At 73.1% G+C, this 19,012-nt stretch carries 16 protein-coding genes; 11 read left to right on the forward strand and 5 right to left on the reverse strand.

The annotated features are described in order from the left end of the window. Positions 1–215: 215 nt before the first annotated feature. From OHA84_RS18210 to OHA84_RS18255, 10 genes are all read left to right on the forward strand, one after another. Positions 216–1,844 carry a protein kinase gene (locus tag OHA84_RS18210; RefSeq protein ID WP_266970743.1) on the forward strand — a complete coding sequence of 543 codons (1,629 nt, stop codon included), beginning with the start codon at positions 216–218 and terminating at the stop codon, positions 1,842–1,844. 160 nt (positions 1,845–2,004) lie between these two features. Continuing rightward, entirely contained in the window at positions 2,005–2,766 is a 762-nt protein-coding gene (locus OHA84_RS18215) for a hypothetical protein (RefSeq protein ID WP_266970741.1), read from the forward strand. Between the two features lie 108 nt (positions 2,767–2,874). Continuing rightward, positions 2,875–3,543: a PadR family transcriptional regulator gene (locus OHA84_RS18220; RefSeq protein ID WP_053675615.1), complete on the forward strand. Its 669-nt coding sequence runs from the start codon at positions 2,875–2,877 to the stop codon at positions 3,541–3,543. 26 nt (positions 3,544–3,569) lie between these two features. Continuing rightward, a complete protein-coding gene (locus OHA84_RS18225) occupies positions 3,570–4,313 on the forward strand; it encodes an ABC transporter ATP-binding protein (RefSeq protein WP_266948524.1) in 744 nt (247 codons plus the stop codon). A 101-nt stretch (positions 4,314–4,414) separates the two neighbouring features. Further along, positions 4,415–7,144: an ABC transporter permease gene (locus OHA84_RS18230; protein WP_266974047.1), complete on the forward strand. Its 2,730-nt coding sequence runs from the start codon at positions 4,415–4,417 to the stop codon at positions 7,142–7,144. A gap of 158 nt (positions 7,145–7,302) precedes the next feature. Continuing rightward, positions 7,303–7,842: a bacterial proteasome activator family protein gene (locus tag OHA84_RS18235; protein WP_053675609.1), complete on the forward strand. Its 540-nt coding sequence runs from the start codon at positions 7,303–7,305 to the stop codon at positions 7,840–7,842. A gap of 199 nt (positions 7,843–8,041) precedes the next feature. Then, positions 8,042–8,905 carry an NTP transferase domain-containing protein gene (locus OHA84_RS18240; protein ID WP_266970738.1) on the forward strand — a complete coding sequence of 288 codons (864 nt, stop codon included), beginning with the start codon at positions 8,042–8,044 and terminating at the stop codon, positions 8,903–8,905. Then, the gene (locus OHA84_RS18245) at positions 8,902–10,239 is read left to right on the forward strand and encodes a molybdopterin molybdotransferase MoeA (RefSeq protein WP_266970736.1); all 1,338 of its coding nucleotides are present in this window, start codon (positions 8,902–8,904) and stop codon (positions 10,237–10,239) included. Before OHA84_RS18240 ends, OHA84_RS18245 begins: the two co-directional genes overlap by 4 nt. After that, positions 10,227–11,327 (forward strand): TrkA family potassium uptake protein, encoded by a 1,101-nt coding sequence (locus OHA84_RS18250; RefSeq protein ID WP_199826423.1) that lies wholly within the window; start codon positions 10,227–10,229, stop codon positions 11,325–11,327. The genes OHA84_RS18245 and OHA84_RS18250 overlap by 13 nt, the downstream gene beginning before the upstream one ends. 45 nt (positions 11,328–11,372) lie before the next feature. After that, positions 11,373–12,353, forward strand: coding sequence for an NAD(P)H-quinone oxidoreductase (locus OHA84_RS18255; protein ID WP_053675601.1), 981 nt, complete (start codon positions 11,373–11,375; stop codon positions 12,351–12,353). 85 nt (positions 12,354–12,438) lie between these two features. Here OHA84_RS18255 and OHA84_RS18260 read toward each other — a convergent pair whose 3' ends face one another. Genes OHA84_RS18260 through pdhA form a run of 3 tightly spaced genes read right to left on the reverse strand, consistent with a single transcriptional unit; the run spans position 12,439 to position 15,919 of the window. Continuing rightward, complete coding sequence (locus OHA84_RS18260; RefSeq protein ID WP_266970733.1) at positions 12,439–13,776, reverse strand: dihydrolipoamide acetyltransferase family protein; 1,338 nt, start codon at positions 13,774–13,776, stop codon at positions 12,439–12,441. Continuing rightward, positions 13,776–14,789, reverse strand: a complete 1,014-nt coding sequence (locus OHA84_RS18265) for an alpha-ketoacid dehydrogenase subunit beta (RefSeq protein ID WP_266970731.1) — start codon at positions 14,787–14,789, stop codon at positions 13,776–13,778. The genes OHA84_RS18260 and OHA84_RS18265 overlap by 1 nt, the downstream gene beginning before the upstream one ends. Further along, a complete protein-coding gene (pdhA, locus tag OHA84_RS18270; protein WP_053675759.1) occupies positions 14,789–15,919 on the reverse strand; it encodes a pyruvate dehydrogenase (acetyl-transferring) E1 component subunit alpha in 1,131 nt (376 codons plus the stop codon). Before pdhA ends, OHA84_RS18265 begins: the two co-directional genes overlap by 1 nt. Before the next feature lie 178 nt (positions 15,920–16,097). Between pdhA and OHA84_RS18275 the strand changes: the two genes are divergently transcribed. Further along, on the forward strand, positions 16,098–16,697 hold the full coding sequence (locus tag OHA84_RS18275; RefSeq protein WP_078998391.1) for an Lrp/AsnC family transcriptional regulator: 600 nt from the start codon (positions 16,098–16,100) through the stop codon (positions 16,695–16,697). 129 nt (positions 16,698–16,826) lie between these two features. On the opposite strand, the gene OHA84_RS18280 is transcribed toward OHA84_RS18275, so the two are convergent. Both OHA84_RS18280 and OHA84_RS18285 read right to left on the reverse strand, forming a co-directional pair. Further along, positions 16,827–17,414: a TetR/AcrR family transcriptional regulator gene (locus OHA84_RS18280; RefSeq protein WP_053675592.1), complete on the reverse strand. Its 588-nt coding sequence runs from the start codon at positions 17,412–17,414 to the stop codon at positions 16,827–16,829. Further along, complete coding sequence (locus OHA84_RS18285; protein ID WP_053675757.1) at positions 17,411–18,994, reverse strand: 3-hydroxyacyl-CoA dehydrogenase; 1,584 nt, start codon at positions 18,992–18,994, stop codon at positions 17,411–17,413. The genes OHA84_RS18280 and OHA84_RS18285 overlap by 4 nt, the downstream gene beginning before the upstream one ends. Between the last annotated feature and the right edge of the window lie 18 nt (positions 18,995–19,012).

Below are 19,012 nucleotides of genomic sequence, written 5' to 3' on the forward strand. Positions count from 1 at the left end.
CGTCTCTCTCGGGCCGCAACTCAGCGGTGTCCTCTTGGGGTGCTGCGACGAACGCTACAGCCTCCGAACCGTTCACCGTTCGGACAATGGCTCGCGGTGGCCTTGTGGTCACGGAACGAGCACCTGGCTTGACGTGTGCTTGCCCTCCGGCAGACTGGCTGCCACATGCGCTCTGCCAGACGCGTCAGGACACCGCCCGAGGGGAAGCAACAGTCATGAGCCAGGACGGCACACAGGGCCGGTACGCAGGCGGCTCCCTGGCCGGTGGCCGTTACCAGCTAAGGGACTTGCTCGGCGAAGGCGGCATGGCGTCCGTCTACCTCGCGTACGACTCGGCCCTCGACCGACAGGTCGCCATCAAGACGCTGCACAGCGAATTGGGGCGTGAGGCGTCCTTCCGCGAGCGGTTCCGCCGCGAGGCGCAGGCTGTAGCGAAACTGTCGCACACGAACATCGTCTCGGTATTCGATACCGGTGAGGGCGAGCTCGACGGCGCGCTGATGCCGTACATCGTCATGGAGTACGTCGAGGGGCAGCCGCTCGGCTCCGCGCTCCAGGCGGACATCGCGCAGTACGGCGCGATGCCGGCCGACAAGGCGCTCAAGGTCACCTCCGACGTGCTCGCGGCGCTCGAAACCAGCCACGAGATGGGGCTGGTCCACCGCGACATCAAGCCCGGCAACGTGATGATGACCAGGCGCGGCGTGGTCAAGGTCATGGACTTCGGCATCGCCCGCGCCATGCAGTCGGGCGTCACCTCGATGACGCAGACCGGAATGGTCGTCGGCACCCCGCAGTACCTGTCGCCCGAGCAGGCGCTGGGCCGCGGCGTGGATGCCCGGTCCGACCTCTACTCCGTCGGCATCATGCTGTTCCAGTTGCTGACGGGCCGGATCCCCTTCGACGCCGACTCGCCGCTGGCCATCGCGTACGCCCACGTGCAGGAGGAGCCGGTCGCCCCGTCCTCCATCAACCGGTCGGTGACGCCGGCCATGGACGCGCTGGTGGCGCGGGCCCTGAAGAAGAACCCGAACGAGCGCTTCCCGACCGCGGCGGCCATGCGCGACGAGATCGACCGCGTGCTGGCGGCCGGTCGCACGGGCGCCCCGGTGATCGTGCCGGGCGCGGCCTCGGGCGGCAGCGGGGCGGGCGTGAGCTCGGCCGTGTTCCCGCCGGTGGACTCCGGGTTCCAGGCGCCGCCGCAGTCGGTGCAGCAGCCGTACCAGCCGCCGCACACCCCGGCGCCGTCCCCGTACGCGCCGCAGACTCCGTCGCAGGGCGGATACGCCTACCCGCCCCAGCAGCAGCACGCCCCGCATCAGTACGCCCCGCAGACGCCGCCGCCGTTCAACATCTCGCCGAACCCGAACCCGGCCCCGGGGGGCGCGGGCGGCGGGTCGAAGAAGAACACGGGCGTGATCGTGGGCTCGATCGTGGTGGCGCTGGTGGCCATCGGCGGGCTGATCGCCGTGCTCAACCTCGGCGGCGACGACAAGGACAAGGACATCGCGACGCCGTCCTCCTCGACCTCGGCGTCCGGTTCCACGCGCCCGGGCTACCGGGGCCCGGACCTCTCGCGGACGATCGACGCGGAGAAGTGCAAGAGCCCGTCGAAGGCCTACGACGACGCCAAGAAGGTCAACGCCCCCGACTTCCGGTACAAGAACATCCGCTCGGTGAAGGACTGCATCCAGGCCGCGGGCTGGAAGATCAAGGAAGAGCCCCGCGACGAGGCCGTCTACGGCGACGGCACCGTGATCGACCAGTTGCCCTCCGCCGGCGAGAAGATCGACCCGAAGGACACCACCTTCACCCTCCGCGTCTCCACCGGAAACCCGGAGTAGGTCGGAGTAGGGCGGAGCGGGCGCCGGGCGGCGGTTGTCGACCGCCCCGCCCCCTCCCTCTTCTCGTGGCGTTCGCGCCCTTCTTGCTCTTTCGTGGAAGCGGCATCCCGTACACGGTGTACGAGATGCCGCTTTTGTCCGTTTATGCAAACCTGAGCGCGTGACTCACGCCCGCGCACCGCGCTGGACGGCCGGCGCCGCACTGGCGGCCGCCACGCTGCTGGTCGCGGCGCCGGCACACGCCCAGGGCCCCGCCGCCGCAGCGCCCTCCGTCCGCCCCCTCGCCCGCGCGTTCACCCCCGCCCTCGCCGCCGCGACCACGGCCACCGATCCGGCGGCGGTGGTACCGGCGTCGGTCGTACGGGCGTCGGTCGTACCGGAAGAGGCCTACGAGGAACTGGCCGGCAGCGCCGCCGGCTCCGGGCGGGAGCGGCCCGGGCGCCCCGTGGCCGAGCCGGCCGGCCCCATGGCCGTGCCGGTCACCCGCCCGCTGCGACCCGAGCGGCCCGCACTGCCCGAGCGGCCGGAGCACCCGGAGCGCCGTGAGCACCCGGAGCACCCCGGCCTGCGGGACGGAGCCGCGGAGCGGCCCGGGTCGGCGCAGCGGCCCGCGCGACCCGAACGGCCGGGACTGCGGGAGCGGCCGGAGCTCCGGGAGCGGCCGGGACTGCGGGAGCGGACGCGGCCTCCGCCGGCGCACGCACGGCCGCAGGCGTCGGAGGTGCCCGCGCCCTCCCGTCGCGAGTCGGTCGCGAAGCCGACCCCCGAGCCGACCGGCAGTTCCGCGGTCGAGGCGATGGGCACCGGGCCCAACGAGCGGGCCGCCGATCTGGCCGCCCACCTGCTGCCGCTCGGCACCGGGTTCGCCCTGATGGGACTGGGTCTGGGCTTCATGGGAGTGCGGCTGCGCCGAGGGCGCTGACCGGCCGTCCGACCGGCACTCGGGACGGAGGCCGCACCGCGGGTCCCCCCTGCGGAGTACATCCCAAGACGGTTGCGCACTGCGGCATACCCGGTATACATACTGAGTATGTCGATCCGCCACGGCCTTCTCGCCCTGCTCGAAAGGGGTCCTCGGTACGGCTCTCAGCTGCGTACCGAGTTCGAATCCCGCACCGGGTCCACCTGGCCCCTCAACGTCGGACAGGTGTACACCACCCTCGCCCGCCTGGAGCGCGACGGGCTCGTCGCGCCCGGCGGCGAGGACCCCGCCGGGCACACCTTGTACGCCATCACCGACACCGGCCGCGCCGAACTCCACGAGTGGTACGAGCGCCCCGTGGACCGCGCCAATCCGCCCCGGGACGAACTGTCCATCAAGCTCGCCATGGCCGTCGGCGCCCCCGGCGTGGACATCCGCTCCGTCATCCAGTCCCAGCGGCACGCCACGATCAAGGCGATGCAGGACTACACCCGGCTCAAGGCACAGGCGCTCACCGCGATCGAGAGCGGCACCTCCCACGAACGCGACGACATCGCCTGGCTGCTGGTGCTGGAACAACTGATCTTCCAGACCGAGGCCGAGGCCCGCTGGCTCGACCACTGCGAAGCCCGGCTCGTCCGGCTCTCCCTGTCGGCCGACCGGAGAGCCGCACCCGATCCGCCCCAGGCCGCCCCGACCGCACCCGCCGCCGAAGCGACGACCGCCGCCGGCGGCACCACCGACCTCCCCTCCACCGCCCGCACGCGGCGGAGTTGAACGAACCGTCCCAGGGGGACCCTTCCATGCCTGACCAGCAGTCACAGAACGCCGTACTCCAGCTGGACAAACTCGTCCGCACGCACGGCAGCGGCGCCACGGAGGTGCACGCCCTGCGCGGCATCGACCTCGCCGTGTACCCCGGCGAACTCGTCGCCGTCATGGGCCCGTCGGGGTCCGGCAAGTCCACCCTGCTCACCCTCGCCGGCGGACTCGACACCCCCAGCAGCGGCCGGGTGATCGTGGAGGGCACCGACATCACCACCGCGAGCCGCAAGCAGCTCGCCGCGCTGCGCCGCCGCAGCATCGGCTACGTCTTCCAGGACTACAACCTGATCCCGGCCCTCACCGCCGCCGAGAACGTGGCGCTGCCCCGCGAACTCGACGGGATATCGGCCCGCAAGGCCCGGACCTCCGCGCTGGCGGCGCTGGAGGAGATGGGCCTGGGGCAGCTCGCCGACCGCTTCCCGGACGAGATGTCCGGCGGACAGCAGCAGCGCGTGGCCATCGCCCGCGCCCTCGTCGGCGACCGCCGCCTGGTCCTCGCCGACGAGCCCACCGGCGCCCTCGACTCGGAGACCGGGGAATCCGTGCTGGCCCTGCTGCGCTCGCGCTGCGACGCGGGCGCCGCCGGAATCCTCGTCACCCACGAGCCCCGGTTCGCCGCGTGGGCGGACCGGGTCGTCTTCCTGCGCGACGGCAGCGTCGTCGACGAGACCCTGCGCAGCCACGCCGACTCCCTGCTCTCCGGGCGGGCGGCCGGCCTGTGACCACCCCGCTCCACACCTGGTACCACTCCTGGATCGCCGCGATCCGGATCGCCCGCCGCGACGCCTGGCGCGCGAAGGGGCGCAGTGCCCTCGTCCTCGCGATGATCGCCCTGCCGATCGTCGGGGTGAGCGCCGCCGACCTCACCACCCGCAGCGCCTCCCTCACCGTGGACGAGACGATGTCCCGTCGGATCGGCACCGCCGACGCCATGCTGTCGAGCTCCCGCACGGGCGGGCCCGTCTATCAGAAGCCGAACGGCGACTACTCCGTCCCCGTCGGCGGCTACTCGTCCTACGACCCCTCCGCGCGCGACAAGGCCCCGGATCCCCTCCCGTCCGTCGTCCAGCCGGGTACCCGGTTGGTGAAGGACAGCAAGGGGCATGCCAAGGTCCGCACCACGCACGGCCTGCTGGACGTCAGCCTGCGCGAGCTGGACACCGCCGACCCGCTCGTCGAGGGCATGCTCACCCTCAAGCGGGGTCGGCTCCCCGCCGCGGCGGGCGAGATCGTCGCCACCGACGCCTTCCTGAAGGACTCCGGGTTCTTCGTCGGCTCCGAGGTCACCCCGCGCGGCTCGTCCCGCGCCCTGCGGATCGTGGGGGCGTACGAACTCCCCTCCGCCCTGAAGGAGATGGAGATCACGGCCCCGCCGGGGACCCTGCTCACCCCGCTCGACAAGGAACTCCGGGCCGGCGGCACCGAAGGGGTGTCGGTCGACGACACCTACCTCGTCAAGGTCGGCGGCGAAGGTTTCACGTGGAACATGGTGAAGGCCGCGAACGCCAAGGGCGTCGTCGTCGTCTCCCGCGCCGTCAACCTGAACCCGCCCGCCGACTCCGACGTCCCGCTCTACGAGCAGGAGAGGGAGCAAGGCCGGTTGGACGGATCGTCAAGCATGCGCACCGTCGAGCTGACCATCCTGGCCACCGTCGTCGGCCTCGCGATGCTGGAGATCTGCCTGCTCGCCGGCCCCGCGTTCGCGGTCGGCGCCCGGCGCTCGCGCCGCCAACTCGGCCTGGTCGGAGCCAACGGCGGCGACCGCCGCCACATCCGCGCCATCGTCCTCTCCGGCGGCCTGGTCATCGGCGCGGCGTCCGCCGTCATCGGCCTCGCCCTCGGCGGCGCGCTCACCCTGGGCCTGCGACCCGTCCTGGAGGAGTACCTGGGGCTGCGCTGGGGCGGCTTCGAGATCCGTCCCCTGGAACTCCTCGGCATCGCGCTGCTCGCCGTGATCACCGGCCTGCTCGCCTCGATCGTCCCGGCGATCACCGCCTCCCGGCAGACCGTGCTGGCCTCGCTGACCGGCCGTCGGGGGGTCCGCAAGGCCAACCGGGTCCTGCCGTTCATCGGGCTGGTGGCCATCGCGGCCGGCGCCGCCATCGCGCTCTACGGAGCCGTCTCCGACACCGGGACCGTGGTCGTCGGGGGCGGCAGCGCCCTCGCCGAGCTGGGCGTGGTCGCCCTCACCCCGACCCTCGTCGGCCTGTTCGGGCGCCTCGGGCGGTGGCTGCCGCTGTCGCCGCGGCTCGCCCTGCGCGACGCCGTGCGCAACCGGGGGCGTACGGCCCCCGCCGTCGCGGCGGTCCTGGCGGCCGTCGCCGGCACCGTGGCGGTGGCCACGTATGAGTACAGCACCGACGTGCAGGCCCGCCACGAGTACGTCGCGAACATGCCGGCGGGCGCCGGCGTGCTGGCGAGCAACGAGAACGACCGGTACCGGGACGTGCCCGCCGTCCGCGACGCGCTCGCCAAGGAGTTCCCGCTCGCGGTCCGGGCGGACGTGGACCGGATCGTCGTCGGCAAGCCGACCTGCGACTCCTACTCGGTGGAACCGGGCTGCGGACGGGCGGAGATCGTCACGCCCAAGGAGAACCGCTGCCCGCTCTACTCGTCGAGGAACTCCTTCGAGGCCTTCACCCCCGCGCAGCGGCGTGAGCTGTTCCAGGACTGGCGGTGCAAGCAGACCAACTACCAGCAGCCCTTCCAGCTGGTCGTCGCCGACGAGAACCTGATGAAGGTCCTCGGGGTGAGCGACCCCGGCGCCGCGACCGCGCTCAAGGCCGGAAAGCCCGTCTCCTTCGACAAGCGCTTCGTCAAGGACGGCAGCCTCACCCTCGTCATCGTGACCGAGGAGTCCAACGGCATCGATCCCGACGAGGAGCCGAAGGGCGTCAAGAAGGTCATGCCGGTCCACCAGGCGACCGATCCCGAGTCCGGCTACGGACTCGTCGTGGTCTTCCCCGCGAGCGCCGTGAAGGCGGCCGGGCTCAGCACCGCGCCGGCCGGCTCCTACTTCACCCTCGACGGCAAGCCCGGCAGCACGCAGCGCCAGAAGCTGGACAGCCGCATCGACCAGATCGGGCTGGAGGCCTCGGTCTCGATCGAGGAGGGCTACAAGGGCCGGGACACCCTGCCCATGCTCGCCCTCACCATCTTCGCCGGTCTCGTCACCATCGGCGCGGCGGGCATCGCCACGGGCCTCGCCCAGGCCGACGCCGAGGCCGACCTGAAGACGCTGGCCGCGGTCGGCGCCCCGCCGCGGGTGCGGCGGACGCTGAGCGGCTTCCAGTGCGGAGTGGTGGCCCTGATGGGCGTGGTCCTGGGCTCCGTCGCCGGACTGTTGCCGGCGGTCGGGCTGCGGCTCACCGAGCGGGAGACCGCGAAGCGGATGCTGGAGGAGTCCGGCGCCACCGAGGGCCAGTACATCCCGATCGCGGTGCCGTGGGAGACCCTGGCCGGACTGCTCGTCGTGGTCCCGCTGGGCGCGGCCCTGCTGGCCGCGATCGTCACGAAGTCGAGCGGCGCCCTGGCCCGCCGGGCGGCGGGCTGACGCCGGATCTCCCGGGGCGCCCGTGACACGGGTGACCAGGGTGACCGCTCGGTGACGTACGAGTGACGACGGGGTCATCGTGTGCCCCCGTACAGGGTGGATCACGCCTGTACGGGGGCACACCGTGTGAGAACGAAGGTGTGCGAGAGAATGACGGCATGGAGATGCCGAGGAGTGAACGGTCGCAGGAAAGCCCCCCGCACGTCCTGATCGTGGGACAGGACGGGATGGCGGTCGGCGGCGCCGATGACGAGTCGCGCGAGGTCCCGGTGACGGAGATGGTCGAACAACCCGCCAAGGTCATGCGGATCGGCAGCATGATCAAGCAACTCCTGGAAGAGGTGCGCGCCGCACCTCTCGACGAGGCGAGCCGTGTCCGGCTCAAGGACATCCACGCCGCGTCGGTGAAGGAACTCGAAGACGGCCTGGCTCCCGAGCTGGTCGAGGAACTCGAGCGCCTGTCCCTGCCGTTCACCGAGGAGGCGATTCCCTCCGAGGCGGAACTGCGGATCGCGCAGGCGCAGTTGGTGGGCTGGCTGGAAGGTCTCTTCCACGGGATCCAGACGGCCCTGTTCGCGCAACAGATGGCGGCGCGGGCACAGTTGGAGCAGATGCGGCGGGCCCTGCCTCCGGGTGCCTCGCACGAGGACGACGACGAGGGTCCGCACGGCGCGGTCCGCTCGGGCCCGTACCTGTAGCCCGATCGGCGGCCCCGTCCCGGACACCCGCTCGTCTCCGGACCCCCACACCCCGGCGGAGCCTCGGCTCCCCGGGGTGACGCGTGTTCGGGGCGGGCGTCTCACGGCGACCGCCCGGGGCGGTTCCTCACAGCGGCGCGACAAGCGGCCGGTAATCGGGGGAACCCGCGCGCAACACGGCCCCCTCATACTCAGAGGCATGAGCTACGACGCCATCGTCCTCGCAGGCGGCGCCGCGCGGCGACTCGGCGGGGCCGACAAGCCCGCCCTGCACGTCGGCGGCCGGGCCCTGCTCGACCGGGTCCTCGACGCCTGCGTCGACGCGGGGGCCACCGTCGTCGTCGGCGGGACCCGCGTCACCTCGCGCCCCGTGCGCTGGACCCGCGAGGACCCGCCGGGCGGCGGACCGGTGGCCGCGCTGGACGCCGGGCTGCGGGAGACGACCGCGGCGCGGGTGCTCGTACTCTCCGCCGACCTGCCGTTCCTGGACCGCGCCACCGTACGGTCCCTGCTGGACTCGCCCGGACCCGACGGGGCGATGCTGCGGGATCCGGACGGCCGGGACCAACCCCTCGTGGCCTCCTACCGTACGGAGCCGCTCCGTGCGGGGCTCGCCCGGTTGGCCGCCGAGCACGGTGACTTGGCGGGCCTCCCGCTGCGCGAGCTCACCGCCGGACTCGACGTGGCGACCGTCATCGCCACTGCGCCACTCGCCTCCTTCGACTGCGACACCTGGGACGATCTCGCGGCCGCCCGGGCCCGGATCAGAGAGCATGGGACCGTGCTGGATCAATGGATCACCGCCGTCAAGAACGAGCTGGGCATCGAGGTGGACGTCGACACCAAGGCCCTGCTCGACCTCGCCCGTGACGCCGCCCACGGCGTCGCCCGGCCCGCCGCCCCGCTGACCACCTTCCTCATCGGCTACGCGGCCGCCCGGGCCGAGGCCGCCGGAGCGGACCCGGCCCGAGCCGTCGCCGAAGCCTCCCGCAAGGCGACCGACCTGGCGCTGCGCTGGGCAGAGGAAACCTCCGAGAAGAACACCGAAGCCGGCTCCGGATGACCCGTACCGACGCCGAGCGCGTCCCGGCCGAATCCGCCGCCCCCGGCCCCGAGGGGTCCCCCCGCTCCTCCGCCGACCCCCTCGACGAGGCCTTGGCCCTCGTCTCGCGCACCCCGGACGGTGGCGGGCACCGCGCCGCGCCCTGGCTCCGGGCCCGCGAGGCGGCCGTCCGGGCCGGTTCCGGCGTCCGGGCCCGCTCGCACCGGGTCCCGTTCCCCGACGCCCTCGGCGAGGTGCTGACCGGGCCCCTCGACGCCCTCACCGACCTGCCGTCCTTCGACACCTCGGCCATGGACGGCTGGGCGGTCGCCGGCCCCGGCCCGTGGACCGTGCGGGACGGCGGGGTACTGGCCGGCGCGGACCGGCCCGAGCCCCTCGCGGACGGCGAGGCCGTACGGATCGCCACCGGGGCCCGGATCCCCGCCGACACCACCGCCGTGATCCGCTCCGAGCACTCCCGCGAGGCCGGCTCCCAACTGTTCGCCGAACGGCCCGTCGCCACCGGCCAGGACATCCGCCCGCGCGGCCAGGAGTGCCGCTCCGGCGACCTGCTGCTGCCCGCCGGCTCCCTGGTCACCCCGGCGCTGCTCGGCCTGGCCGCCGCCGCGGGGTACGACGAGTTGGAGACCCGGCCCCGGCCGCGCGTGGAGATCCTGGTGCTCGGCGACGAGTTGCTGACCGAGGGCCTCCCGCACGACGGCCTGATCCGCGACGCCCTGAGCCCCATGCTCGGCCCGTGGCTCACCCGACTCGGCGCCGAGGTCATCGGAACGCGGCGGCTCGGCGACGACCCCGCCGGGGCCGAGGCCCTGTACGAGGCCGTCACCGCCTCCGACGCCGACCTGATCGTCACCACCGGCGGCACCGCCTCCGGCCCCGTCGACCACGTGCGTCCCGTGCTGCGGCGCGCGGGGGCCGAACTCCTCGTCGACGGGGTCGCCGTGCGCCCCGGGCATCCGATGCTGCTGGCCCGGCTCGGGGACCGGTCCGCCGGCCGCCACCTGGTGGGGCTTCCCGGGAACCCGCTCGCCGCCGTGTCCGGGCTGTTGACCCTGGCCGAACCGCTGCTGCGGGCCCTCGCGGGGCGCCGGCAACGCCCCCGGTACACGGTCGCGGTTCAGGGGGACGTACCCGGGCACCCGTACGACACCCGGCTCGTCCCGGTGCTGCTGACCGACGAGCACGCGGTGCCGCTGCGCTACCACGGCCCCGCGATGCTCCGGGGGGTGGCGGCCGCCGACGCGCTGGCCGTCGTGCCGACCGGCGGCGCGCGGTCCGGGCAGGAACTCGAAGTACTCGATCTGCCATGGGCAGCGGGGGGATGTTTCACGTGAAACTGCACGGCCATGACGCCATGGCCCGGGGCGCGGACGAGAAACTCGTCTCCCGGCGCATCAAACTGCCCAAACGGGAGGTCGAGAAGCCCCTGCGGCAGGTCACCCGACGCCTGTTGATGGCCCTGTTCGTGATGTGCCTGACCGTCCTGATCGTGTGGCTCGACCGGGGCGGCTACCACGACAACGCCGACGACAGCATCACCCTGCTCGACTGCGTCTACTACGCGACCGTCACCCTGTCGACGACCGGATACGGCGACATCGTCCCGTACAGCGCCAGCGCGCGGCTGCTCAACGTCCTGCTGATCACGCCGCTGCGCGTGCTGTTCCTGATCATCCTCGTCGGTACCACCCTGGAAGTCCTCACCGAGCGGACCAGGGAAGAATGGCGGCTGAACCGCTGGAGGAAGAACTTGCGTGACCACACGGTCGTGATCGGCTTCGGCACCAAGGGGCGCTCGGCCCTGCAGACGCTGCTGGCCACCGGCCTCCACAAGGAGCAGGTCGTCGTCGTCGACCCGAGCTCCAAGGTGGTCGACATCGCCAACGCGGAGGGGCTCACGGGCGTCGTGGGCGACGCCACCCGCTCCGACGTGCTGCTCCGCGCCGAGGTGCAGAAGGCCCGCCAGATCGTCATCGCCACGCAGCGGGACGACACGGCCGTCCTGGTGACACTGACCGCGCGTCAACTCAACCGCGGCGCGAAGATCGTCGCGGCGGTGCGGGAAGAGGAGAACGCCCCGCTGCTGCGCCAGTCGGGCGCGGACGCGGTCATCACGAGCGCGAGCGCGGCGGGCCGGTTGCTGGGCCTGTCGGTGCTCAGCCCCAGCGCCGGCACCGTCATGGAGGACCTGATCCAGCAGGGCAGCGGCCTGGACCTGATCGAACGGCCCGTCCGGAAGCCGGAGGTCGGCAAGTCGGTCCGGGAGACCGAGGACCTCGTGGTGAGCGTGCTGCGCGGCCACCGACTGCTGGCGTACGACGACCCGCACGCGAGCCCGCTCCAGTCCACGGACCGCGTCATCACCATCGTCCGCGCGGTGCCGCCGCACACGCCGCCGGCCACCCTGGGGTCCGCGGAGTAGCCGGGTTGCCGGCCGGCGGGGAGCGGTTCGCGTAGCCTCCGGGCCATGCATGCGATCACCATCGAGCAGCCCGGCGGCCCCGAGGCCCTGGTCTGGACCGACGTACCCGATCCGGTGGCGGGCGAGGGCGAGGTGCTCGTCGAGGTCGCGGCGAGCGCCGTGAACCGCGCGGACGTCCTCCAGCGGCAGGGGTTCTACGATCCCCCGCCCGGCGCGTCCCGGTACCCCGGGCTGGAGTGCTCCGGTCGGATCACCGCGATCGGGCCGGGAGTGTCCGGTTGGTCGGTGGGCGACGAGGTGTGCGCCCTGCTGGCCGGCGGCGGGTACGCGGAGCGGGTGGCCGTCCCGGCGGGACAACTGCTGCCGGTGCCCGACGGCCTGGACCCGGTGACGGCGGCGGCGCTGCCGGAGGTGGTCACGACGGTGTGGTCGAACGTGTTCATGGTGGCGGGGCTGCGCCCCGGCGAGACCCTCCTCGTGCACGGCGGCTCCAGCGGGATCGGCACCATGGCGATCCAGTTGGGCAAGGCGGTCGGCGCGAGGGTGGCGGTGACGGCGGGCGGCAAGGAGAAGCTGGCGCGCTGCGCGGAGTTGGGCGCGGACATCCTGATCGACTACCGCGAGCAGGACTTCGTCGAGGAGGTACGGGCCGCGACCGGCGGGGCCGGGGCGGACGTGATCCTGGACATCATGGGCGCGAAGTACCTGTCACGGAACCTGGACGCCCTGGCCGTCAACGGCCGGCTCGCGATCATCGGGCTCCAGGGCGGGGTGAAGGCCGAGGTGAACCTGGGCGCGCTGCTGGCGAAGCGTGCGGCGATCACCGCGACCTCGCTGCGGGCACGGCCGCTGGAGGAGAAGGCGGCGATCGTCGCGGCGGTACGGGAGCACGTGTGGCCTCTGGTGGCGGCGGGCCGGGTGCGCCCCGTGGTCCACGCCACGTACCCGATGCGGGACGCCGCCGAGGCCCACCGGGTCATGGAGTCCAGCGCGCACGTCGGCAAACTGCTGCTCACCACGGCCTGAGCCGGAACCCGTCTCCCGAACCCGTCCCGGGCCCCCGGGACACCGTCCCGGTGCCGCGTACGGCGGCCCCGGGACGGCGGGGGTGCTACAGCGAGCGCAGCAGGACGGCGGGCGATTCGACGCAGTCGGCCACGTACCGCAGGAAGCCGCCGGCCGTGCCTCCGTCGCAGACCCGGTGGTCGAACGTCAGTGACAGCTGCACGACCTGACGGACGGCCAGCTCCCCCCGGTACACCCACGGCTTCGGGATGATCCGGCCCACCCCCAGCATCGCCGCCTCCGGGTGGTTGATGATCGGCGTGGAACCGTCCACTCCGAACACCCCGTAGTTGTTGAGGGTGAACGTCCCGCCCGTGAGGTCGGACGGGGCCAGCTTCCCGGACCGTGCCAACTCCGTCAGTCGCCCGAACTCCGCCGACAGCGTCTCGGGGTTGCGGGTCTGCGCGTCCCGGACCACCGGGACGACCAGGCCGCGTTCCGTCTGCGCGGCGAACCCGAGGTGCACCGACGGCAGCCGGACGATCTCCTTCGCCGCCAGGTCCACGGTGGAGTTGAGTTCCGGGTACTTGGCCAGGGCGGCCGTGCAGATCCGGGCCAGCAGCGCCAGTACCGAGATCTTGGGCCCGCCCGCGGCGTTCATCGCGCTCCGCGCGGCCATCAGTTCGGTGGCGTCCGCGTCGACCCAGCAGGTGGCCTCGGGGATCTCCCGCCGGCTGCGCGAGAGCTTCTCGGCGACGGCTCCCCGTACGCCCTTCAGCGGAATCCGCACCTCGCCCGCGACGGCGACGACGGGAACCGGCGCGGGGGCCGGGGCCGGTTCGGCCGCCCGCAGTGCGGCCAGCGCCGCCTCGACGTCGGCCCGCAGGATCAGCCCCTCGGGCCCCGACCCCGTCAGCGCGCGCAGGTCGACCCCGCCGTCCTTGGCCAGCTTGCGCACCAGCGGCGAGATCACGGGCACCGGGCCGGCGACGGGCGCCGGAACAACGGGAACGACCGGAACCGCCGGAGCGACCGGAGCGGCGACGACGGGTGCCGACACCGCGGCGGTGACGGGTCGCACCCGTCGCCGACGCGCCGGGCGCGAGTGGTCCTCGCCGTAACCGATCAGGGGCCGGGGCACGTTGCCCGCGCCCTCGGCCCCGGCCGCCTGCGCGGCCGGGGCCTGCGGGAGGGACGCCGCCCCCACCGCGACGGTGATCAGCGGGGCTCCCACCGGCAGCTCCGTCCCCTCCTCCCCGAAGCGGGCGGTGACCACACCGCCGTAGGGACACGGGACCTCGACCATCGCCTTGGCCGTCTCCACCTCGACCACCGGCTGGTCGATCTCGACGACGTCGCCGACCGCCACCAGCCAGCGGACGATCTCCGCCTCGGTGAGTCCCTCGCCGAGGTCCGGCAGCTTGAACTCCAGTACCTGCGGCATCAGTTCTCCCACTGCAGGCGGGCCACGGTGTCCAGGATCCGGTCCACGCCGGGCAGGTGGTGCTTCTCCAGCATCGGCGGCGGGTACGGGATGTCGAACCCGGTCACCCGCAGCACCGGCGCCTCCAGGTGGTGGAAGCAGCGCTCCGTCACGCGGGCGGCGATCTCCGCGCCCGGTCCGCCGAAGCCGCCGGCCTCGTGGACCACCACCGCTCGCCCGGTGCGGCGCACGGAGGCGACGACCGTCTCCTCGTCGAAGGGGACCAGCGAGCGCAGGTCCACGACCTCCAGGTCCCAGCCCTCCTCGCGGGCCGCCTCGGCGGCCTCCAGGCACACCGGCAGGGAGGGCCCGTAGGTGATCAGCGTCGCGCTCGTGCCCGCCCTGCGGACCAGCGCCTTGCCGATGCCGGGCACGGCCGCCGGGGTCTCGGGAGACCAGTCGGCCTTCGACCAGTACAGCCGCTTCGGCTCCAGGAAGATCACCGGGTCGTCGCTCGCGATGGACGCGCGCAGCAGCCCGTAGGCGTCCTCCACGGTCGCCGGGGTGACCACGGTCAGGCCCGGGGTGGCGACGTAGTACGCCTCGGAGGAGTCGCAGTGGTGCTCGACACCGCCGATCCCGCCGCCGTACGGCACCCGGATGGTGATCGGCAGCGGCATCGCGCCGCGGGTGCGGTTGCGCATCTTCGCGACGTGCGAGATCAGCTGCTCGAAGGCCGGGTACGCGAACGCGTCGAACTGCATCTCCACGACCGGCCGCAGCCCGTACATGGCCATGCCGACGGCGGCGCCGAGGATGCCGGCCTCCGCGAGCGGCGTGTCCGTGCACCGGTCGTCGCCGAACTCCTTCGCGAGCCCGTCGGTGATCCGGAAGACCCCGCCGAGCGTGCCGACGTCCTCGCCCATCACGTGGACGGTCGGGTCCTCGGCCATCGCGTCGCGCATCGCCCGGCCCAGGGCCTGGGCCATGGTCGCCGGCTTGGCGACGGGCCTGGCCGCGGTGGTGGTCGTCATCACTCGTTCCCCGCTTCGAGTTCGGCGCGCAGCATCTCGGCCTGTTCGCGCAGCCGGTCGGTCTGCTCCTCGTAGACGTGCGCGAAGAGGTCCATCGGGTCGAGCACCGGATCGGCGTTCATCCCGTCGCGCAGCGCCGCCGCCATCGCGTCGGCCGCGTCCTTCGCCGCCTGGATGCCCTCCGCGTCCAACAGGCCGCGCGCGGTCAGTTCGCGCTCCAGCAGGGCCACCGGGTCGTGCGCCTTCCAGGCCTCCACCTCGGCGTCCGAGCGGTAGCGGGTGGCGTCGTCGGCGTTGGTGTGCGCCTCCATGCGGTACGTGACGGCCTCGATCATGGTGGGGCCGCCGCCCGAGCGGGCCCGCCGGACCGCCTCGGACAGCACCTCGTGCATCGCGGCGATGTCGTTGCCGTCGACCAGCCGGCCCGGCATCCCGTACCCGACGGCCTTGTGGGCCAGGGTCGGGGCGGCGGTCTGCTTGGCGAGCGGGACGGATATCGCGAAGCCGTTGTTCTGCACGAGGAAGACGACCGGGGCCTGCCAGACGGCGGCGAAGTTCATCGCCTCGTGGAAGTCGCCCTCGCTGGTGCCGCCGTCGCCGACCATGGCGAGCGCGACCACGTCGTCCCCGCGCAGTCGGGCGGCGTGCGCCAGGCCGACCGCGTGCGGGAGCTGGGTGGCGAGCGGGGTGGAGAGCGGGGCGATCCGGTGCTCGCGCGGGTCGTACCCGGTGTGCCAGTCGCCGCGCAGGAGCGTCAGGGCCTGTACGGGGTCCAGCCCGCGCGCCACGGCGGCGAGGGTGTCGCGGTAGCTCGGGAAGAGCCAGTCGCGCTCCTCCAGGACCATCGCGGCGGCGATCTCGCAGGCCTCCTGGCCGACGGTCGAGGGGTACACGGCGAGCCGGCCCTGCTTGGTGAGCGCGGTGGCCTGGGCGTTGTAGCGGCGGCCTCGCACGAGCTCGGCGTAGCACCGGCGCATCAGCTCGGGGTCGAGCCCGTCGGCGGCCGGGGTGCCCAGCACCCGGTACGGCTCGGGGTCCGGGAGCAGCGGGGCGGCATCCGTGCGGGGACTCCAGGCGGGCGGCGTGAAACGGTGGGACGCACCGGCACCGGGCAGCTCTTGGACCGTCATGGCGGCGTACACCTCCTCGTGGGAAGCGGGCAGGGAGCACCCCGGGTGTGAGGCGCCTCACCTACCGATTGTTCGGTTGTCCGCGCAATTTGGCTACAGCCGGCTCCAGGCTGTGGACAAAGTGGCGGCGGGGCCGTGGGATGGGTGCAGGACGTCCAACGCAGGGAGGCAGTGGGCAATGCCGGATGAACAAATGGCCGGAGCCGGTTCCGCGCCGGCCGTACCCGGTGGTGTCACGGGCGCCCCGCCGGTCCCGTCCGGGCCCCCCGCGACGGCCGCCCCGCCGCCCCGGCCGCTCGATTCGATCGACCGGTCGATCATGCGGCTGCTCCAGGCGGACGGCAGGGCGTCGATACGGTCGGTGGCCGAGCAGGTCCACGTGTCGCGGGCCAACGCGTACGCCCGGATCAACCGGCTGATCGACGACGGGGTCATCCGCGGCTTCACGGCGCGGGTCGACCACGAGCGGGCGGGCCAGGGGGCCTCCGCCTACATCACCCTGAAGATCGTGCAGAACTCCTGGCGGACGGTGCGCGAGCAGCTCCGCGAACTCCCGGGCGCGGCGCACATCGCCCTGGTCAGCGGTGATTTCGACGTCCTGCTGCTGGTCCACACGCCGGACAACCGCACCCTGCGGGAGCTGGTGCTCACCCGCCTCCAGTCCATCCCGGAGGTGCTGTCCACCCGCACGCTGCTGGTGTTCGAGGAGACGGACCTCCTCGACACCGACACCCGTGCGCCCGGCCCCGCCCTCCCGGACGACCCGGAACCGGCGTGAGGGCGCGCCCGGCGCCCCGGTTCTCGGGCGGCACCGGGACTCCCGCGCGCCCCGCTGGGCCGTCCGGGTGAGGCCCGGCCGCCGCGCGGCTCCCGTACGGCCCGTGCGGCCCGTACGGCTCCGCCGGGGTCACTTCTGGGCGCGGAGACCGTCCAGGGCCATGTGGACGACCGCGTCGGCGAGCTGCGCGTGGTCGGCGCCCGGGTAGGGGCGGTACCACTCGACCAGGGAGTTGACCATGCCGAAGAGCAGCCGGGTCGCGAGCCTGATGTCCACGTCCGCGCGCAGGTCGCCGTCGGCCGCCGCGGCCTTGAGGAGGTCGGCCACCGCGTGGTCGAACTCGCGGCGGCGCTCCAGTGCCCAGCGTTCGGTCCGGGTGTTGCCGCGCACCCGCAGCAGCAGGGTCACGTAGGGGAGTTCGGCGAGCAGCACCTCGACCGTCCGCCGGGTGACGTACTCGACGCGCTCGACCGCCGGGCCGCGTACCGCTCCCGGCTCCTCCAGGACCGCGAAGAGACCGTCCAGCGCGCGGCTGACGGCCCGGCGCAGGAGTTCCTCCTTGCCGGCGACGTGGTGGTAGATCGAGGACTTGGAGATCCCCGCGGCCTTGGAGAGGTGTTCCATCGAGGTGCCGTCGTAGCCGCGCTCGTTGAAGACCTGGACCGCGACGGAGAGCAGCGTCTCCGGTGTGTAGGTGTCCCGCCGGGGCGTCGTCACTCCGCGTCCCCCTCCGTCCCGTCCGTGCCCGATCCGACCGCCCCGTCCGTGCCCGTGTCACCCGGTCCCGCGTCTTCCGCTTCGTCGTCGCCCGCCGCGTAGCCGAGCCGGTACAGCGCGAGCGAGGGGGCGTAGCGGCCGCCCGGGCAGCGTTCGTCGAGGTGGTGCAGGAGGTCGTACGCCCAGTCCCGGCCGAGCCGGTCGTGCCATTCGGCGGGGCCCATCGGGTAGTTGACGCCCAGTCGCATCGCCGTGTCGATGTCCTCGGCGGCGGCGACCCCGCGCGCGACGGCGTCGGCCGTGAGGTCGATCAGCATGGCGACGGTCCGGGCGACGATCATGCCGGGGACGTCGCCGATGACGGAGACCTTCTTGCCGAGCTTCTGGAACAGGCCGATCGCCTCGGCCAGGGTCTGTTCGGTGGTGTCCTCGCCGGCGGACAGGGCGATCCGGGTGGCGTCGCGGTAGTCGAGCGCGAGGTCGAAGTAGACGACGTCCGCGAACTCGATGGAGGTCTTGCCGTCCGCGAGCACCAGTTGCCCCTCGCCGGGGAGCTGGATGTACGGCCCCCCGTGCTCGGTGGACTCGACCGCGATCCCGGCCTCCTCCAGGAGCTCCGTCAGCGCGGACGCCGGGCCGAGGTCCCCGACGACGGTGACCTTGGCGGGCGCCTCCTCGGGGCCCGCGGTGTGCGGGACGGGCTCGGGGGCGGCCTCGCCGTACGGGAACCAGCCGTGGCCCGACTTGCGGCCGAGGCGACCCGACTGGACCAGCCGGCGCTGCGCGAGGGAGGGGGTGAACTTGGGGCTGCGGAAGAACGACTCCCAGACGGAGCGGGTGACGGCCTCGTTGACGTCCTGGCCGATGAGGTCGGTCAGTGCGAACGGGCCCATCTTGAAGCCGCCGCTCTCGCGGAGCACGGCGTCGATGGTGGCCGGGTCGGCGCCCCGCTCCTCGTACACCGCGAAGGCCTCGGCGTAGAAGGGGCGGGCGATCCGGTTCACGATGAAGCCGGGGGTGTCGGCGCAGCGGACCGGCGTCTTGCGCCAGCCCAGGACGGTGTCGTACGCGCGCTCGGCGGCGGCCGGGTCGGTCGCGAAGCCGCTGACCACCTCGACGAGCGGGAGCAGCGGGGCGGGGTTGAAGAAGTGCAGGCCGAGGAAGCGGCCGGGGTGCGCGAGTCCCGCGGCGATCTCCGTCACGGAGAGGGAGGAGGTGTTGGTGGCCAGCAGCGCGTCCGGCGAAACCACCTCTTCGAGCGCGGCGAAGAGCGCGCGCTTGACGGTGACGTCCTCGACGACGGCCTCGATGACGAGTGCGGCGTCGGCGAGGTCCGCGAGGTCGCGTGCGCAGCCGATCCGGCCGATCGCGTCGTCGGCCTCGGCGCGGTCCAGGCGCCCCTTGGCGACCATGCGCTCGACGCGGTCCTGCACGAGGCCGAGACCGTCCCGCGCGAGGGATTCGTTGACGTCGTGGATCAGCACCGGGTGACCTGCGAGGAGGGCGACCTGGGCGATGCCCTGCCCCATCGTGCCGGCGCCGATGACCGCCACAGTGCGGGACCGCTCGATTGCTGTCATGACCCGATCCTCCCGCAC

Source organism: Streptomyces sp. NBC_00513 (assembly GCF_041431415.1).
Taxonomy (GTDB): Bacteria; Actinomycetota; Actinomycetes; order Streptomycetales; family Streptomycetaceae; genus Streptomyces.

Excerpts from the sequence above, each read along its gene's own strand:
- pdhA (WP_053675759.1), bottom strand. The coding sequence starts at position 15,919 with ATGACGGTCCAAGAGCTGCCCGGTGCCGGTGCGTCCCACCGTTTCACG.
- OHA84_RS18260 (WP_266970733.1), bottom strand. The coding sequence starts at position 13,776 with ATGCCGCAGGTACTGGAGTTCAAGCTGCCGGACCTCGGCGAGGGACTC.
- OHA84_RS18250 (WP_199826423.1), top strand. The coding sequence starts at position 10,227 with ATGTTTCACGTGAAACTGCACGGCCATGACGCCATGGCCCGGGGCGCG.
- OHA84_RS18210 (WP_266970743.1), top strand. The coding sequence starts at position 216 with ATGAGCCAGGACGGCACACAGGGCCGGTACGCAGGCGGCTCCCTGGCC.
- OHA84_RS18245 (WP_266970736.1), top strand. The coding sequence starts at position 8,902 with ATGACCCGTACCGACGCCGAGCGCGTCCCGGCCGAATCCGCCGCCCCC.
- OHA84_RS18220 (WP_053675615.1), top strand. The coding sequence starts at position 2,875 with ATGTCGATCCGCCACGGCCTTCTCGCCCTGCTCGAAAGGGGTCCTCGG.
- OHA84_RS18275 (WP_078998391.1), top strand. The coding sequence starts at position 16,098 with ATGCCGGATGAACAAATGGCCGGAGCCGGTTCCGCGCCGGCCGTACCC.
- OHA84_RS18230 (WP_266974047.1), top strand. The coding sequence starts at position 4,415 with ATGATCGCCCTGCCGATCGTCGGGGTGAGCGCCGCCGACCTCACCACC.
- OHA84_RS18240 (WP_266970738.1), top strand. The coding sequence starts at position 8,042 with ATGAGCTACGACGCCATCGTCCTCGCAGGCGGCGCCGCGCGGCGACTC.
- OHA84_RS18235 (WP_053675609.1), top strand. The coding sequence starts at position 7,303 with ATGGAGATGCCGAGGAGTGAACGGTCGCAGGAAAGCCCCCCGCACGTC.
- OHA84_RS18285 (WP_053675757.1), bottom strand. The coding sequence starts at position 18,994 with ATGACAGCAATCGAGCGGTCCCGCACTGTGGCGGTCATCGGCGCCGGC.
- OHA84_RS18255 (WP_053675601.1), top strand. The coding sequence starts at position 11,373 with ATGCATGCGATCACCATCGAGCAGCCCGGCGGCCCCGAGGCCCTGGTC.
- OHA84_RS18265 (WP_266970731.1), bottom strand. The coding sequence starts at position 14,789 with ATGACGACCACCACCGCGGCCAGGCCCGTCGCCAAGCCGGCGACCATG.
- OHA84_RS18225 (WP_266948524.1), top strand. The coding sequence starts at position 3,570 with ATGCCTGACCAGCAGTCACAGAACGCCGTACTCCAGCTGGACAAACTC.